Origin of the sequence: Aggregatibacter actinomycetemcomitans, assembly GCF_003130205.1 — a bacterium.
GTDB classification, from domain to species: Bacteria; Pseudomonadota; Gammaproteobacteria; order Enterobacterales; family Pasteurellaceae; genus Aggregatibacter; species Aggregatibacter actinomycetemcomitans_A.
The window spans coordinates 60,311-76,191 of record NZ_NRDF01000004.1 but is presented as its reverse complement, the minus strand read 5'-3'; the positions used below and the strand labels follow the sequence as shown (position 1 = coordinate 76,191).

General features: G+C 44.6%; 19 protein-coding genes. 7 read left to right on the top strand and 12 right to left on the bottom strand.

Translation table 11 applies throughout. The features are described 5' to 3' along the window. Positions 1-6: 6 nt before the first annotated feature. From DK423_RS04750 to DK423_RS04735, 4 genes are read right to left on the bottom strand one after another with little or no spacing between them, the layout of a single operon-like run. Complete coding sequence (locus tag DK423_RS04750) at positions 7-399, bottom strand: pilus assembly protein PilP (protein WP_005555435.1); 393 nt, start codon at positions 397-399, stop codon at positions 7-9. After that, positions 399-923, bottom strand: coding sequence for a hypothetical protein (locus DK423_RS04745; protein WP_005555437.1), 525 nt, complete (start codon positions 921-923; stop codon positions 399-401). The genes DK423_RS04750 and DK423_RS04745 overlap by 1 nt, the downstream gene beginning before the upstream one ends. Further along, the gene (locus DK423_RS04740; RefSeq protein WP_005555440.1) at positions 920-1,438 is read right to left on the bottom strand and encodes a PilN domain-containing protein; all 519 of its coding nucleotides are present in this window, start codon (positions 1,436-1,438) and stop codon (positions 920-922) included. Before DK423_RS04740 ends, DK423_RS04745 begins: the two co-directional genes overlap by 4 nt. Before the next feature lie 10 nt (positions 1,439-1,448). Next, positions 1,449-2,258 (bottom strand): type IV pilus biogenesis protein PilM, encoded by an 810-nt coding sequence (locus DK423_RS04735; protein WP_032996478.1) that lies wholly within the window; start codon positions 2,256-2,258, stop codon positions 1,449-1,451. Between the two features lie 128 nt (positions 2,259-2,386). On the opposite strand from DK423_RS04735, the gene DK423_RS04730 reads away from it, so the two are divergent. From DK423_RS04730 to gorA, 3 genes are all read left to right on the top strand, one after another. Next, on the top strand, positions 2,387-4,951 hold the full coding sequence (locus DK423_RS04730; protein ID WP_005555443.1) for a penicillin-binding protein 1A: 2,565 nt from the start codon (positions 2,387-2,389) through the stop codon (positions 4,949-4,951). A gap of 96 nt (positions 4,952-5,047) precedes the next feature. Further along, entirely contained in the window at positions 5,048-5,893 is an 846-nt protein-coding gene (locus tag DK423_RS04725) for a 23S rRNA (adenine(2030)-N(6))-methyltransferase RlmJ (protein WP_005555445.1), read from the top strand. 94 nt (positions 5,894-5,987) lie between these two features. Beyond that, a complete protein-coding gene (gene gorA, locus DK423_RS04720; RefSeq protein ID WP_005555447.1) occupies positions 5,988-7,358 on the top strand; it encodes a glutathione-disulfide reductase in 1,371 nt (456 codons plus the stop codon). 132 nt (positions 7,359-7,490) lie between these two features. On the opposite strand, the gene crp is transcribed toward gorA, so the two are convergent. The 5 genes from crp to coaBC form a co-directional block, all read right to left on the bottom strand. Then, positions 7,491-8,135, bottom strand: coding sequence for a cAMP-activated global transcriptional regulator CRP (gene crp / locus DK423_RS04715; RefSeq protein WP_005555449.1), 645 nt, complete (start codon positions 8,133-8,135; stop codon positions 7,491-7,493). A 37-nt stretch (positions 8,136-8,172) separates the two neighbouring features. After that, positions 8,173-8,391, bottom strand: a complete 219-nt coding sequence (locus tag DK423_RS04710) for a YheU family protein (protein ID WP_005540236.1) — start codon at positions 8,389-8,391, stop codon at positions 8,173-8,175. 23 nt (positions 8,392-8,414) lie between these two features. Continuing rightward, positions 8,415-9,014: a nucleoid occlusion factor SlmA gene (gene slmA / locus DK423_RS04705; RefSeq protein WP_005555451.1), complete on the bottom strand. Its 600-nt coding sequence runs from the start codon at positions 9,012-9,014 to the stop codon at positions 8,415-8,417. Continuing rightward, positions 9,014-9,469: a dUTP diphosphatase gene (dut, locus tag DK423_RS04700; protein WP_005555453.1), complete on the bottom strand. Its 456-nt coding sequence runs from the start codon at positions 9,467-9,469 to the stop codon at positions 9,014-9,016. The genes slmA and dut overlap by 1 nt, the downstream gene beginning before the upstream one ends. Before the next feature lie 68 nt (positions 9,470-9,537). Beyond that, positions 9,538-10,737 carry a bifunctional phosphopantothenoylcysteine decarboxylase/phosphopantothenate--cysteine ligase CoaBC gene (gene coaBC / locus DK423_RS04695; protein WP_005555454.1) on the bottom strand — a complete coding sequence of 400 codons (1,200 nt, stop codon included), beginning with the start codon at positions 10,735-10,737 and terminating at the stop codon, positions 9,538-9,540. A 177-nt stretch (positions 10,738-10,914) separates the two neighbouring features. Here coaBC and radC point away from each other — a divergent pair, with 177 nt between their 5' ends. The 4 genes from radC to mutM all read left to right on the top strand — a co-directional run bounded on the left by radC (position 10,915) and on the right by mutM (position 13,099). Next, positions 10,915-11,574 (top strand): RadC family protein, encoded by a 660-nt coding sequence (gene radC / locus DK423_RS04690; RefSeq protein ID WP_005555458.1) that lies wholly within the window; start codon positions 10,915-10,917, stop codon positions 11,572-11,574. Positions 11,575-11,782: 208 nt separating this feature from the next. Further along, a complete protein-coding gene (rpmB, locus tag DK423_RS04685; RefSeq protein ID WP_005542826.1) occupies positions 11,783-12,019 on the top strand; it encodes a 50S ribosomal protein L28 in 237 nt (78 codons plus the stop codon). A gap of 11 nt (positions 12,020-12,030) precedes the next feature. Continuing rightward, positions 12,031-12,201 carry a 50S ribosomal protein L33 gene (gene rpmG / locus DK423_RS04680; RefSeq protein WP_005544948.1) on the top strand — a complete coding sequence of 57 codons (171 nt, stop codon included), beginning with the start codon at positions 12,031-12,033 and terminating at the stop codon, positions 12,199-12,201. Between the two features lie 82 nt (positions 12,202-12,283). Continuing rightward, a complete protein-coding gene (mutM, locus tag DK423_RS04675) occupies positions 12,284-13,099 on the top strand; it encodes a bifunctional DNA-formamidopyrimidine glycosylase/DNA-(apurinic or apyrimidinic site) lyase (protein WP_005555461.1) in 816 nt (271 codons plus the stop codon). Positions 13,100-13,101: 2 nt separating this feature from the next. On the opposite strand, the gene DK423_RS04670 is transcribed toward mutM, so the two are convergent. Genes DK423_RS04670 through DK423_RS04660 form a run of 3 tightly spaced genes read right to left on the bottom strand, consistent with a single transcriptional unit; the run spans position 13,102 to position 15,879 of the window. Further along, the gene (locus DK423_RS04670) at positions 13,102-14,154 is read right to left on the bottom strand and encodes a glycosyltransferase family 9 protein (protein WP_061886424.1); all 1,053 of its coding nucleotides are present in this window, start codon (positions 14,152-14,154) and stop codon (positions 13,102-13,104) included. A gap of 9 nt (positions 14,155-14,163) precedes the next feature. Then, positions 14,164-15,186 (bottom strand): glycosyltransferase family 9 protein, encoded by a 1,023-nt coding sequence (locus DK423_RS04665; RefSeq protein WP_005555465.1) that lies wholly within the window; start codon positions 15,184-15,186, stop codon positions 14,164-14,166. Then, positions 15,187-15,879: a glycosyltransferase family 25 protein gene (locus DK423_RS04660; RefSeq protein ID WP_005555467.1), complete on the bottom strand. Its 693-nt coding sequence runs from the start codon at positions 15,877-15,879 to the stop codon at positions 15,187-15,189. Positions 15,880-15,881 lie beyond the last annotated feature (2 nt).

Sequence of the window (15,881 nt, the reverse complement as noted above, 5' to 3'; positions counted from 1 at the left end):
CAGTTCTTAAAATTTTATGTTCAATGTCGTGGCGAGTTCGCAATTTTGCGGGTTATCCCAACGCAAAAAACGAATTTCCTGTTTGCCGATGTGTTCGATTTTCAGGCTTTCCGCCGCAATAAAATCCCCTTGTTTGGCGAGGCTCACTTGGTTGTCGGCAAGCAAGAGTAATTGCCAATCTTTTTGCTGTTGCAACACGCCTACGACGCTGATTTGGTCAAATGGCGTTGACGAGAAAATTGCGTCCGTTGCTTTGTAGCATGGGGCGGAGATTGTCGTTTCTGTTATGGATGTTTTCTGGCTGGCGACACCACGTTGGATTTTGTCAAAAGGATCATTGGCGGCGACAGACAGGCTGAATAACGCGCCGACAAATAAAATGAAAAGAGGACGTAACATTATTTTTCCTTGGTGTGTAATTGAAATAAAAGTTCGCTGTGGATGGAATGCCCGTCATTGGCGTCGGCGTTTTTAATAATGTGCCATTCCAGTAATGCCAGTTCGTCATTGGCGCTGAAAAGTGCGGTCAAAAATTCCCGCAAATCGGTAAACTGCCCGTGCAGTTGCAATTTGAGCAACGGTTTTTGGCGAAAATCCCATTGGCTGTGCGCAATGTGCAATTTTGATGTAAATTGTTGAATCTGCTGATTTATCGGCGGGAGTTTACCCGCTAATTCCGGTGTAAGTAATTGCTTCGTGGCTTTCTCTTTTAACGTCGCTAAGATTTTTTGCTGATGGGCGAGCGCTTCCTGTTGGCGTTGTAACTGCTGCGACACGGTTTCCGCCCGGGAACGCTGTTGCCAATAATGCCATGTGGGAAAATAGAGCACCAATAAGCCGACAAAAATCAGCAATGCCTTTTGTTGCCCGGGCGCCAAACGGTACCAGTGTTGTAGAAAGCCGTTTATGCTGTTGAATTTCATGGCGCGCCCTGCAAGGTTAAGTCAAATTGAAACTGCAGTTCGTCTGCGTTCGGTTTAAATTCCGTCAGCTTTACTTCGGCAAAAAGCGGTTGTTGCGTGAGAAATTGATTCAACCGGCTGAATTCTTCTTGACTGTGGCTGTAACCGGTTAAGGTGAGTTGCGGTGTTTTAAGAAACAATTCCGTTAACTCGCCTTGAGTGAGCGGTAACTCAGTTAATTGATTTAACAGCGAAAAAACGGTTTCTTTTGAAACGGGGCGCAATTCCTCCGAATCTGTCTGTGCACTTCGGAGTTGCTGAATGTGTCGCTGTGTGAGTTGTTGCTCAGGTTGGATTTTAGTCAGTTCGCTTTGTATTGTTTCTGCGGTTTCTGCGTGGCTTTCCGCCAAAGAATCCAAGATCAACCAGCCACTTGTACATACCAACGCGCAAAGGATAAGTTGACGAAGCAACGCTTGATTCTGCTGGCGTTGCAGTTGAATACGCCACGGCAGGAGATTGATGTCTTTTTTCATGGCAAGCGTCTCAAATGTCGTGGTCGGCGCTAAAAAGTGCGGTGGATTTCAACGGCGTTTCCCGTTGCCACAAGGCGTTACCCAGTGCGATGAACGGCAACTCGGTTTCAATGGCGTGCCAGCTTTGCGGCATCGCCTGAGTGTCTTTTGCGGCTTGATAATAGAACACCTGCGTCGGTTCTTCTTCATAACGTTGGCAATATTGCGCCAAAAGTGCGGTCAGATTTCCCTGCGTTTGGAACAGCGTTTGGGTTTGCTGTAATTTGTGTTGCACCGCCAGCAAGCCCGTTTCGTCTTGATACAAAAAAACGGCGTTGGGCGGCAAGGCGTGCCCTAGAAAATATTCCGCCGCACGCAACATCGCCTTTGCCGCGTTGTCCAACACATCAATTTGTAAAGGCATAAATTGTTGCAAATATTCCGTGGCGATTTGTTGTCTAATGGCAACAATATCTAACCGAAAGCCCTGTTTTAACGGCGTGGCGGCGTAGTCATACCACACCTCCGCGACGGGAATCGGCAACTCGTTGGTTAAGCTAAAATGGCACTGTTGCTCACATTCCTGAAGGTTTAGGTTATGGGGCAAAATCAAGGTTTTTTGCCAGATTTGATGGGGCATGATGGCGGTAATAAATTTGTAGGCTAATTTTTTGCGCGGATGGTTAAAGCGACGGTTTAAATGGCTTGTCAGTTCCATTAATTCCAATTCGCCGAGGCGCAAAAAGTGCGGTTGATTTTGCGGGTCGATCCACGCTGCGTCGATGGTTTCTCGACGGCACCAAAGACCGATTTGCAACGTGGGAATGTGTCTGATAAACATTGGATTCATCCTTATTTACACGATTTAAGTGAGTTTTCGCTTTTGCTTTTGTGGCGTAATCTTTATACTTAGCAACCAACTATATTTTTAATTCTTTTAACGACAATGAAATAAGTGAGAAATTTTCGATGCGGATCGCAAAATTAATATTAAGTTCCCTATTAACTTTATTTATTCTTGGCGGCATTGTGGCGGGTGTGTTCTATATCCAGCTCAAATCCGACTTACCGGATGTAGAAACGCTGAAAACCGTTGAGCTACAACAGCCGATGCAAATTTACACTTCCGACGGCAAACTTATCGGGGAAGTGGGGGAGCAACGCCGAATTCCGGTGAAACTGGCGGATATTCCGGAAAAACTCATTCAAGCCGTTTTGGCTACGGAAGACAGCCGTTTCTATGAACACCACGGGCTGGATCCTATCGGCATCGGGCGTGCGTTGATGGTTGCCGTAAGCAAAGGCGGCGCGTCTCAAGGGGCGAGTACCATCACTCAACAGTTAGCGCGTAACTTCTTCTTAACGCCGGAAAAAAGCCTGACCCGTAAAGCCAAAGAAGCGATTTTGGCGATTGATATTGAAAATGCGTTGGATAAAAACGAAATTCTCGAACTGTATTTAAATAAAATTTACTTGGGCTACCGTTCTTATGGTGTCGCGGCGGCGGCAAAAACCTATTTTGGTAAAGAATTGAATCAATTAACCTTATCCGAAATGGCGGTGATTGCGGGCTTGCCGAAAGCGCCTTCCACAATGAATCCGCTGTTCTCGCCGAAACGTGCGCTGGAACGCCGTAATGTGGTGCTGGGACGTATGTTGGATCAAAAATACATTTCCAAAGAAGAATATGATGCGGCATTAAAAGAGCCGATTGTCGCCAGTTATCACGGGGCGCAAATGGATTTCCGTGCGGATTATGTAACGGAAATGGTGCGCCAGGAAATGGTGAAGCGCTTCGGTGAAGAAAATGCTTATACCAAAGGTTACAAAGTTTATACCACCGTGCTTTCCAAAGATCAGGAAACCGCACAAAAAGCGGTGCGTGATAACTTAATCGCTTACGATATGCGCCATGGCTATCGTGGTGGCGCGCCTTTATGGAAAAAAGACGAAGCACCTTGGGATAACGACACCATCATCGGTTTCCTGAAAAAATTACCGAGTTCCGACCCCTTCATTCCGGCGGCGGCAGTCAGCGTTACCAAATCCGGCGCGGAGCTCCTCTTGGCTTCCGGTGACAAAATTACGCTGCCGAGCAGCGCAATGCGTTGGACGGGACAAGCTAATCCGGTGAAAGTAGGTGATCAAATCTGGATTCGGAAAAATGACAAAGGCGACTGGATGCTGGGGCAAATCCCGCAAGCCAACTCCGCTTTGGTGTCTTTAAACAGTGACAACGGCGCCATTGAAGCCATTGTGGGCGGTTTCAGTTTTGAGCAAAGTAAATTTAACCGCGCCACCCAATCTTTGGTGCAAGTGGGTTCTTCCATTAAGCCGTTTATTTATGCGGCAGCATTGGAAAAAGGATTAACCTTATCCAGCGTGTTGCAGGATATGCCGATTGTGCTGAAAAAACCGGGGCAGAAAGAATGGCGTCCGAAAAACTCGCCGGATCGTTATGACGGTCCGTTACGTTTGCGCGTGGGATTAGGTCAGTCTAAAAATATGATTGCCATTCGCTCCATGCAAATGGCGGGCATTGATTTCGTGGCGGATTTCTTACAACGTTTCGGTTTCAAACGGGATCAATATTTTGCCAGCGAAGCCCTTGCTTTGGGCGCGGCATCCTTCACGCCGTTAGAAATGGCGCGCGGTTACGCGGTGTTTGATAACGGCGGTTACTTAGTCGATCCTTATATTATCAATAAAATTTTAGATAATAGCGGTAAAGAAATATTCGTGGCGAACCCGAAAGTGGCGTGCCCGACCTGCGACAATATTCCGGTGATTTACGGTGAAACGGAAAAATTGGACGGCTTTAAAAATACCGATTTGACGCCGGCTGACGAATTTGCCCGCACCGATGAATCCACGAACGGCGAAGAGGTGGATCAAGGCGAAAGCGTGCCGGATATTCCGGAATTGCAGCCGCGTGCCGCGGTGAAAGAGGAAAATCTGAACCTCATGGCGGATGCAAAAACCAACGGATCCGAAGTGCAATATGCCCCACGCGTGATTAGCGGCGAATTGGCATTCTTAATTCGTAGCGCGTTAAATACCGCAATTTACGGCGAACAAGGGCTTGGTTGGAAAGGTACCAGTTGGCGCATGGCAAATGACATTAAACGTAAAGACATCGGCGGCAAAACCGGTACGACGAATAACTCCAAAGTGGCGTGGTATGCCGGCTTCGGGGCGAATCTGACGACGGCAGTGTATATCGGTTTTGATGATAATCGCTTTAATTTAGGTCGCGGCGAAGCCGGTGCGAAAAGTGCGATGCCGGCGTGGATTGCTTATATGAAGCCGATCTTGCAGGATATTCCGGAACGTGAATTGCCGATGCCTGCCAATATCGTAGAAAAACACATTGATTTACGCTCCGGCTTATTGGCTAACGACGGACGCGTGGAATATTTCATTAAAGGAACGGAACCAACCCGTGCTTATGTGGAAGAACGCGGCTACTATGTGCCGAGCGAACTTCTCGACGGCGGCGGTTCACCTGGCGGTCAGCCGGAAGAATTGTTCTAAACCGCCATTTGCTCAAACGAAGCCCGGCAATTGTCGGGCTTCGTCTTTTGGGGAAAAAGTGCGGTTATTTTTTCAAACATTTTTTAAGTAGGGATTATGCTCAGTTATCGTCATAGTTTTCATGCGGGCAATCATGCGGATGTATTGAAACACATTGTATTAATGCTGATTATCGAAAGCCTGCAACAAAAAGAAAAAGGGTTTTATTATTTGGATACGCATTCCGGGGCGGGGCGTTATCGCCTGTTTAGTGCGGAAGCGGAGAAAACGGCGGAATATGTGGAAGGCATTGGTCGTTTGTGGACACGTGAGGACTTGCCCGCAGAAGTGGCACGTTATGTGGCGTTAATTAAAAAGCTCAATTATGGCGGCAAGGAATTGCGTTATTATGCGGGCTCGCCGTTGTTGGCGGCAAATTTATTGCGTTCGCAGGATCGTGCGTTGCTGATGGAACTTCACCCGAGCGAGTTTCCGTTGTTGCGCAATAATTTTAAAGAATTTGACAATGTTACGGTAAAAATCGGTGACGGTTTTCAGCAGGTCAAAGCCACCCTGCCGCCAAAAGAACGGCGAGGGTTAGTGTTGATTGATCCGCCGTATGAGCTGAAAGAAGATTACGATTTGGTGGTGAAAGCCATTGAAGAGGGATATAAGCGTTTTGCCACGGGCGTTTATGCCATTTGGTATCCGGTGGTGTTGCGTCAGCAAACTAAGCGGATTATCAGAGGCTTGGAAGCCACGGGGATTCGTAAAATCCTGCAAATCGAACTGGCGGTGCGCCCGGATTCCGATCAACGCGGGATGACGGCGAGCGGGATGGTTGTGGTGAATCCGCCTTGGACGCTGGAGCAACAAATGAAATCCATTTTGCCTTATTTAACCACCGCACTTATACCGCAGGGCACCGGCAGTTGGTCGGTGAATTGGATTACGCCGGAATAAGAAAATACCGATTAGACCGATTTATCCTATTTGTTTGATTTGTGAACACCCTTTGGGCAGAATAGCGCCCAATTGATTCATTAAGGAAGAGACTATGAGCAGACATTATGATTACCTTGCTATCGGCGGTGGTAGCGGCGGTATTGCCTCCATTAATCGTGCGGCAAGTTATGGCAAAAAATGTGCCATTATTGAAGCGAAACATTTGGGCGGGACCTGTGTAAACGTGGGTTGTGTACCGAAAAAAGTGATGTTTTACGGCGCACAAATTGCGGAGGCGATTAATCATTATGCGCCGGATTATGGCTTTGATGTGGAGGTAAAGAAATTTGATTTCGCCAAGTTGGTGGAAAGCCGCCAAGCCTACATTGATCGTATTCATACTTCTTATAACAATGTATTGGCGAAAAATAACGTCGATGTGATTAACGGCTTCGCTAAATTTGTGAATAAAAACACCATTGAAGTGACCTTTGCAGACGGTTCCACCGAACAGGTGACCGCCGATCACATTTTAATCGCGACCGGTGGTCGTCCGAGCCATCCGCCGGTTAAAGGTGTGGAATACGGCATTGATTCTGACGGGGTATTCGCTTTGAATACGTTACCAAAACGCGTTGCCATTATCGGGGCGGGTTATATCGCGGTTGAACTTGCCGGCGTATTCAATAGTTTAGGTTCCGACACTCACTTGGTAGTGCGTCGTCACGCGCCGATGCGTAATCAGGATCCGTTGATCGTTGAAACGTTGGTGGAAGTGTTGGAGCAAGACGGCATTTATTTGCATAAACACACCACGGTGCAAGAAGTCATTAAAAATGCAGATGGATCTTTAACCGTGAAATTCGATCACGACAGAGAAATTATCGTAGATTGTTTGGTTTGGGCAATCGGGCGTAATCCGGCAACGAATAACATCGGTTTGGAAAATACCGGTGTGGAAATCAACGATCGCGGTTTCATTAAGGTGGATAAATACCAAAATACCAATGTGCCGGGTATTTATGCGGTGGGTGACATTATTGAAGGCAGTATTGAATTAACGCCGGTTGCCGTTGCTGCCGGGCGTCGTTTATCCGAACGTTTATTCAACAATAAACCGAATGAGCATCTGGATTATAATCTCGTGCCGACAGTGGTCTTCAGCCACCCTCCAATCGGCACCGTAGGTTTAACGGAACCGCAAGCTATCGAACAATACGGCGCGGAGAACGTGAAAGTGTATAAATCCGGCTTTACTCCGATGTACAGCGCCGTGACCCAACACCGCCAACCTTGTCGCATGAAATTGGTTTGCGCGGGTAAAGAAGGGAAAATCGTCGGCTTGCACGGCATCGGCTTCGGCATGGATGAAATGATCCAAGGCTTTGCCGTCGCCATCAAAATGGGGGCCACCAAAGCCGATTTCGACAACACCGTGGCAATCCACCCGACAGGTTCGGAAGAGTTTGTAACGATGCGTTAAACGATGGCTTGATTAAACAAAAGGTCTGAGAATATTCAGACCTTTTGTTTAGTCATTAGGCAGAAAAACACCTAAAAAAACAACCGCACTTAAGTCGATCAACATAAAGTGCGGTCTCTTGTAAAGATGTTTTTAGCGGGTGCCGTAAACTACGATGGTTTTGCCGTGTGCCGAGATGAGGTGTTGATCTTCCAGCATTTTCAGAATACGCCCGACGGTTTCCCGCGAACAGCCGACCATTTGTCCGATTTCCTGGCGGGTGATTTTAATTTGCATACCGTCCGGGTGAGTCATGGCTTCCGGCATTTTTGCCAGATTGAGCAAGGTTTGCGCAATGCGACCGGTGACATCTAAAAAGGCTAAATTACTTACTTGACGTGAAGTGTTTTGTAACCGATATGCTAATTGGGCGGCGAGATACATCAGGATTTCAGGGTTGACTTGAATTAGTTGACGGAATTTACGGTAAGAAATTTCCGCCACTTCACAGGAGGATTTTGCTTTAATCCATGCGGAACGGCGTTGTCCTTCTTCAAATAAGCCCGCCTCGCCGAAAAAATCCCCTTGGCTTAAATAGGTGAGGATCATTTCTTTGCCGTCTTCGTCTTTGACTAAAACAGACACGGAACCTTGAATTAAATAATAAAGGGTCTCGGCTTTTTCGCCGGCGTTGATTAATGTGCTTTTAGACGGATATTTATGGATGTGGCAGTGGGATAAAAACCACTCAAGTGTCGGATCCATTGATTGCGTAGCTTGTGCGTTTTGTTCCTGCACGTTAAACCTCCATCTAAATTGTGAAAAACTAAGCAGTTTATCTAAAAAATTCCGTTTTATCTTTTATGTCGATAGATTCATGTAATTCAGACCAAACAATCACCGCGCTTCCCTGGCGGATTCTGTTCAACAATGCTTTCTTTTTTTGTTCGAAAGTCTGTTCATGTGAACCATAATCGGTTCCTTCGCGCAAAATAACGCTTTCCACGATATTGACTAACGTTTCTTCGGCTAGCTCTTGCCAAGGAATAATCACGACATATTACCTAAATAAATAAATTATGCAAATAAGCTTTCAATCAGCTGCCATTGTTGGTTAAAACCCTGATTCGGCATGTGGCGAAAATTGGAACGCACATAACGCATAAACTGCCCTTCACAGAGGGTCACCAAGTGGGCGGCGATAATGCGTTCATCCACGTTAAAGCCACGTCCTTCACGTAATTTCCGCATTTGCAGAATGTTCACAAATTGCAATTCTAGGCGGTCAAAAAAGGTGGCGACGCGAGCTTGTAATTTGGTGTCCTCGAACATCAACGCGTGACCGGTCAACACGCGGGTTAAACCGGGATTTTTACGGGCAAAATCCAAGATCATCTGCATAATGTCTTTCACCCGTTGCATAGTGTTGGTTTCGTGTTTAATGGATTGCGAAATGCGATTAAGCAACGTGCTTTCGATGTTCTCAATAAGGGCTTCAAAAATCTTGGTTTTACTCGGGTAATAACGGTATAGCGCCGCTTCCGATACGCCCACTTCCGCCGCCAAACGGGCGGTTGTCATGCGTTCCATACCGCGTTCGGAATGGAGCATATGGGTGAGCACCGTTAGCACTTGTTGGCGGCGTTCTTTGATACTACGTTTATTCGCCTGTTCCATCAGTGTTTACCCGAATGCCCAAAGCCGCCTGCGCCACGTTCCGTGGCATTAAATTCGCTGACGATATTAAATTCCGCCTGCACCACTGGCACGAAAACCAGCTGGGCAATGCGATCGCCTACTTCAATTTTGAACGGCTCGGCGCCGCGATTCCACACGGAAACCATTAACGGGCCTTGATAATCGGAGTCAATTAACCCCACCAAATTGCCCAACACAATGCCATGTTTATGCCCTAAACCGGAACGCGGCAAAATCACCGCCGCCAAATTCGGATCGGCAATATAAATGGATAATCCCGTCGGGATAAGTTTGGCTTCGCCCGGTTGAATCGCAATCGATTCGTTAATTAAGGCACGTAAATCCAAACCGGCGGAACCTTCCGTGGCATAAGCCGGCAACGGAAATTGCGTACCGATACGTTGATCTAAAATTTTTACGTCAATTTTTTTCATTGTGATGTTTACCTTTAAAGAAATCGGTGATTTTTATCCTAAAGTGCGGTCATTTTTTACGGCGTTTTTTATCGACCATAACGCGTAATAATTTCATCGACCAACATTTCCGCTAATGTATTTTTGTCTGCCAACGGCAAGGCTTTTTCTCCGTTTTTCCAGAATAGTTGTAACACATTTTGATCTGCGCCGAAAACCTGTCCGCCTGACACGTCGTTGGCGCAGATCATGTCGAGGTTTTTGCGTTGCAATTTGTCTTTGGCGTAATCGGTGACATGTTGCGTTTCGGCGGCGAATCCCACCACAAACGGACGGTTTTCGGCAAGATGGGCGACGTCGGTAATAATGTCGGGGTTTTTAATGAGCTTTAACGTCATTTCCTCGCCGGATTTTTTGATTTTCTGCTCGGCAACATCGGCAACGCGATAATCCGCAACGGCGGCGCAGCCAATAAAAATCTGGCTTTTCACCGCGCGTTCAAGAGCGATTTGCCACATTTGCTGCGCAGATGTCACATCAATGCGGGAAACATGTTTCGGTGTAGCAAGATTGACCAGGCCGGCGATTAAGGTAACATTCGCCCCACGTTTGGCAAAGGCCTCAGCAATGGCAAAGCCCATTTTGCCAGAGCTGTGATTGGAAATATAACGCACGGGATCGATGGCTTCGCGGGTCGGTCCGGCGGTAATGGCAACATTTATGCCCGCCAAATCCTGTTGTGCGGCAAAATGGCCGCAAAGTGCGGCGAAAATTTCCGACGGTTCGGACATTCGTCCTGCGCCGACGTCGCCGCAGGCTTGTTCGCCGCTATTCGGTCCGATAAGTTGTACGCCTCGGTTTAAAAGTGCGGTCAGATTTTGCTGCGTTATTGCCTGGTGATACATTTGTTGATTCATTGCCGGTGCCAACAGAATCGGGGCGTCGGTGGCAAGACAAAGGGTGGATAATAAATCATTCGCCATGCCCACAGTGAGACGGGCAATAAAATCCGCACTGGCAGGGGCGATCAGCATCGCGTCCGCCCATTTTGCCAATTCAATGTGTCCCATTGCCAGCTCCGCTTGCGGATCCAATAAGGATTGCGCCACGGCATTGCCGGAAATTGCCTGCAAGGTGAGCGGTGTGACAAATTCTGCCGCCGCAGGGGTTAATACCACGCGAACCTGCGCGTTGGCTTTGCGTAATAAACGGATTAATTCAATGGTTTTGTAAGCGGCAATTCCGCCTGTAATGCCCACGGCAATGCGTTTATTTTCTATATTTATCATGCTTAAACCCCATGGTTTGCCCGGCTTGAAAACGAATTCGCCTATTCTACTTGAATTATTATTCAATCAAAAATCTTATTTTTGCGATCCCGGTTCCATCTTTTGTACGTGGTTTTCCAATTTTTAATAACATTATGAATTAATTGCGAATCTTTTGTTTTTAGAGAGGTTCGGCAAATGAATGAGACATTAATGCCAAGGGAAAAGCTATTAAAATACGGTGCTGCCGCCTTGACGGACGATGAACTGCTGGCGATTTTTTTGCGTACGGGAATTAAGGATTGCCCGGTGATGCAGTTATCGAAAAATGTGCTGCAACATTTCGGTTCGTTACGTGAGTTGATTAGCGCCGATCAAAAACGGTTTTGCGCCGTGAAAGGCATTGGCATTACGCAGTTTATTCAACTGCAAGCCTGTACCGAAATGACTCGCCGTTATTTGTTTGCGGAATTAAAAGCAACCCACTGTTTTACCTCAGCCAACATTGTGCAAATGTACTTGCAGACGGAACTGGCAAATACCGAGCGGGAAATTTTTATGGTGCTTTTTCTGGACAACCAACATCGCCTGATTAAGCAGGAACGTCTGTTTCTCGGCACCATTAATAAAGCGATGGTGTACCCGCGCGAAATCATTAAAGAAGCCTTGGCTTGTAATGCGGCGGCGATCATTTTGGCGCATAATCACCCCTCCGGCGTGGCGGAGCCGAGCATTTCCGATAAACAAATTACCGACACCATCAGACAGGCGGCGGATTTGGTGGATATTCGCGTGCTGGATCATTTCGTGATCGGCAATGGACGCTATTTTTCCTTTGCGGAACAAAATCTTCTTTAAAATCCACCGCACTTTTAGATAAATTTTAGTTTTAATGTAAGCAAATTCAGGATTTAGGCTTGAGAATGCAAGATAAAGTGAGTATAATGCACGACCTTTAATATAGTATGCGGGTCGGGTTGCGACCTGACGAGGTCACTCTCAAAAGTTATTTTTGAAGTATTCCGAACCGTAAGCTCGAGCTTATATTTCATTATTGGAGATTAATATGTCTAGAGTCTGTCAAGTAACAGGCAAGCGTCCGGCAGTGGGGAACAACCGCTCACACGCAATGAATGCGACTCGTCGTCGTTTTCTTCCTAACCTTCACACGCACCGTTTCTGGGTTGAAAGTGAAAACCGTTTCGTAACATTACGCTTAACTGCAAAAGGTATGCGTATTATTGATAAAAAAGGCATTGATGCAGTTTTAGCTGAAATCCGTGCTCGTGGCGAGAAAATCTAAGGAGCTAACAAATGGCAGCAAAAGGTGCTCGTGAGAAAATCCGTTTAGTTTCTACTGCTGAAACAGGTCATTTCTACACAACAACAAAAAACAAACGTAATATGCCTGAGAAAATGGAAATCAAAAAGTTTGATCCTGTAGTGCGTAAGCACGTTGTTTATAAAGAAGCAAAAATCAAATAATTTTGCACGAATTGAAAAACCCGATATTGTTCGGGTTTTTTTGTATCAATATTTTTCCGCCCCACGGATCTTGGAGAAAGAAATGCCCGAACTGCCTGAAGTGGAAACCGCCGTACGCGGTGTGAGTCCTTATCTGAAAGATTATGTTATTGAAAAAATTGTGGTACGCCAGCCGAAACTGCGCTGGGTTGTGTCGCCTGAATTGGCGGAGTTGCATCATGTGAAAATTCTGGATTTAACCCGTCGCGCCAAATACCTGATTATTCACACCGAACAAGGTTACATCATCGGGCATTTGGGGATGTCGGGCACGGTTCGTATTGTACCCCATGACAGCCCCATTGATAAACATGACCATCTTGATATTGTGATGAATAACGGCAAATTACTGCGTTATAACGATCCCCGCCGTTTCGGCGCTTGGTTATGGACGGAAAAATTAGATGAATTCCATTTATTCTTAAAATTGGGACCTGAACCGCTATCAGAAGAATTCAATGCGGAATACCTGTTCAAAAAATCACGCAAAAAAACGACCGCACTTAAAACCTTTTTAATGGATAACGCCGTGGTGGTGGGTGTTGGCAACATTTATGCCAATGAAAGTCTATTTTTGTGCGGATTACACCCGTTGAAGCTCGCCGCTAATCTAACCCGAAAACAATGTGAACGCTTGGTGGGTACCATCAAATCGGTGCTTGCCAAAGCTATTGAACAAGGCGGCACCACACTAAAAGATTTTCTCCAGCCCGATGGCAGACCAGGCTATTTTGTACAGGAATTGCTGGTTTACGGCAACAAAGGCAAATCATGTCCGAAGTGCGGTACAAAAATTGAGAGTTTAGTCATCGGGCAACGGAATAGTTTTTATTGCCCGACGTGCCAAAAGAGGGGATAACCTTAGTGCTTCGGCAGTGTTTGAAATAAGTGATTTACCCAATCTGCCGCTTCTTCCATAGGGAAATCGCGGGTGTGATTGTTGGAGTCGCTTTCGGTTTTGCTCATAATGGCTTTATAAGGTACTTCAGCTTTGCCTTTAGGTTGCCAGCGGCAAAAATTGGCAATATTTCGGGCATAAAATGCCAGGACTTTTTTCTGTAACGCCGTGGCGAGATGAATGGTTCCGCTATCAACGCCAATAATTAAATCCGCCGAAGAAACAAGTTGGATATATTCCTGAATTGTGGTTTTAGGTGATAATTTCATCTGAATTTTGTTATCACATAATGAAATTAATTCTTCATAATAAGTGGCACTTTCTTTCGTATTGGTTAGCACAAAAAGTGCATTTTCTACAATCGTTGGAGAAAGTGAATTTAATAATTCGGCAAATTCGTTTGTCGGAATTTTTCTGGTGCTGCCTTCAGGTGCCAATAAAATTCTCACTTTATCTCCCCAAAGCACTTCAAATCGAATAGTTTCCTGATTTATTAAAGCATATTCCGCAGCCTTTGGATCTAAAGAAGCAGAAATAGCAGAATTATTCAAATATTCAGAGATATGTGTTGTGTCATTTTGTGGACAAGCGAAATTATAATTTTTGATTGTATATAAATTATAATTTTCCTTATGTTTTTTATTAAACACAATAATGTATTTTGGTGATAACAGCTTCTCTAAAATAATAGATTTAGTGGTGTAAGTCGGCTGAAAATCTAAATAGAGATCCCATTTACGGCATTGAGCAATATAGGTTAAAGGTTTGTCCTCCAGGAGAACATCAACTAAATCGGAATAAGCAAAAATGTCCCGATTTCTCTCTGTGACGATCACGCCAATCACCAGTTCCGGATTGGCAAGTTTTAATTGTTTTAAATGCGAGGTATGGGCGACGGCATCGCCAATAGCATCGCCAATCGGTTTCAATAAAACCGATTTGATCTTTATTAAATCTATGTTTTCTGCTTTTCGTTTTCCGGCTAATTTAGCAACGAGTTTTTTTGTTATTGACATAAAAGTGATTTATTTTAACCATTCTGATTTAATTTTATCGGGAGATATTTCATTGATATTTTCGATAAAATTAAGGATATATGTTTTATTTTTACAGTTTGGATTCCAATGTGCAAAGTTTTCTTTATCGGCGAGTTTATAAAATCCAATAATTTTCTTATTTAACCCCGCTGCAATATGAATAATAGAGGTATCAGAAGAAATAACGATACTAGTATAATGAAGTAATGCGATCGTATCAAAAATAGTTTGAGTATTTTCATAGATAAAAGCATTGGTATATTTTTCTGCTATCGTTTTTAACAAAGGAGTTACTTCGGGGTACGTTAGTAACAGTACTTTTTTATTTTCGGCTTTAAATTTTTCGATAAACCGACAAATATTTTGTCCCGTAAATTTTCGGGTGCCGGCTGCACCAAAAAAGTTTATAGCGATGCAATCGGCAAGATGATTTTTTTGAATAAAATTTGCAATATCTTCTTTTTTATCACTGTAATTTGGAATGTCATATTCAAGATTAATATTTTTTACACCACAGAATTTAATGGCTTCTGCATAAACCTGGGAAAAATGTAATTGGTCTTGAGTAACATTCAAATTAAATAGCTTGTAGTTTTGTTTTTTATAGCCGATATTATTTTTTGCATGAATTAATCGGGTTAGCCATAAATCACGATTCCGTAATAATACCGGTAAATTAATTAATACATTATAATGTTCATGTGAAAGCTGTTTTCCCATTCTGCTGTAAGCACAACGTTCTTTTCTATTTAAAATAAAACAATGATCAACAAATGGATTTTGTTCAAATAAATTGGCATTTTTAGGTGAGCATACAACGTCAACCTGTATTTTCGGGTTATGCCGTTTTAATTCCCTGAAAATAAATGAACTGACAATATAATCTCCGATTTTTCCGTCTTGTTGTAACACAATAATTTTCGGATTTGTCGGCAAAGGTTGTCCCTGAACGTTTTTGTCCAACAACATTTTGCCTAAGGCTAAACGGATTTTCCGGAGTAATGCTTTCATTTATGCTTTCTTGTATCGATCTTCAATAGAATTAATTTCGCTTTCAACCGCCAAGCCTTCAAAGACACAGGGCGGCTCAACACCATAAGCGTGAATGCGTGTTTTTTGAATAAAACCCGTAACGAAGTCCGCCGGCATACGTAAAGGATAGGCATATTTTAAGAGTTTTTCTATGCCCGCCAGATTCACCATATAAGCGGTTGCTTTCATGATTGAGCGACGGGAGTTTTTTGAAGGACAACGATAACGAACCAGTTTATAACCTTCAGGCAGGCACTTTTTTATTAATGGGTAAGATTTGGCTTTGCCATGATCGAAAAAGAGAATTTCGTAACGCAAAGGCAGTTTCTCAATAGTCGCTTGTAGAATCGCTTTAAAATGGGTAGAAACAATCGCGTCGTCTTCCAAAATAATCGCTTCGGGAATATGCTTTGTTTTGATTTGTTCATATACCCGAATATGACTTAGTGCACACCCAATTTCACCAAGCGTCAGACGTTTATTATCGAAATCTTGATAATACTGATAATCCACCTTGGCAAGCTCTTCTTCAGTCAGTGCTTTCCCATAAACCGCATCAAAAAACTCAAATTGCAAGCCAAGCCCATTTAAGCGCTTTGCTATAACTTCACGACGGGGGGAGTTTTTTAAGCTGATAATGAAGATTGGAGGGAGATTGTGTGCGCTATCCATAA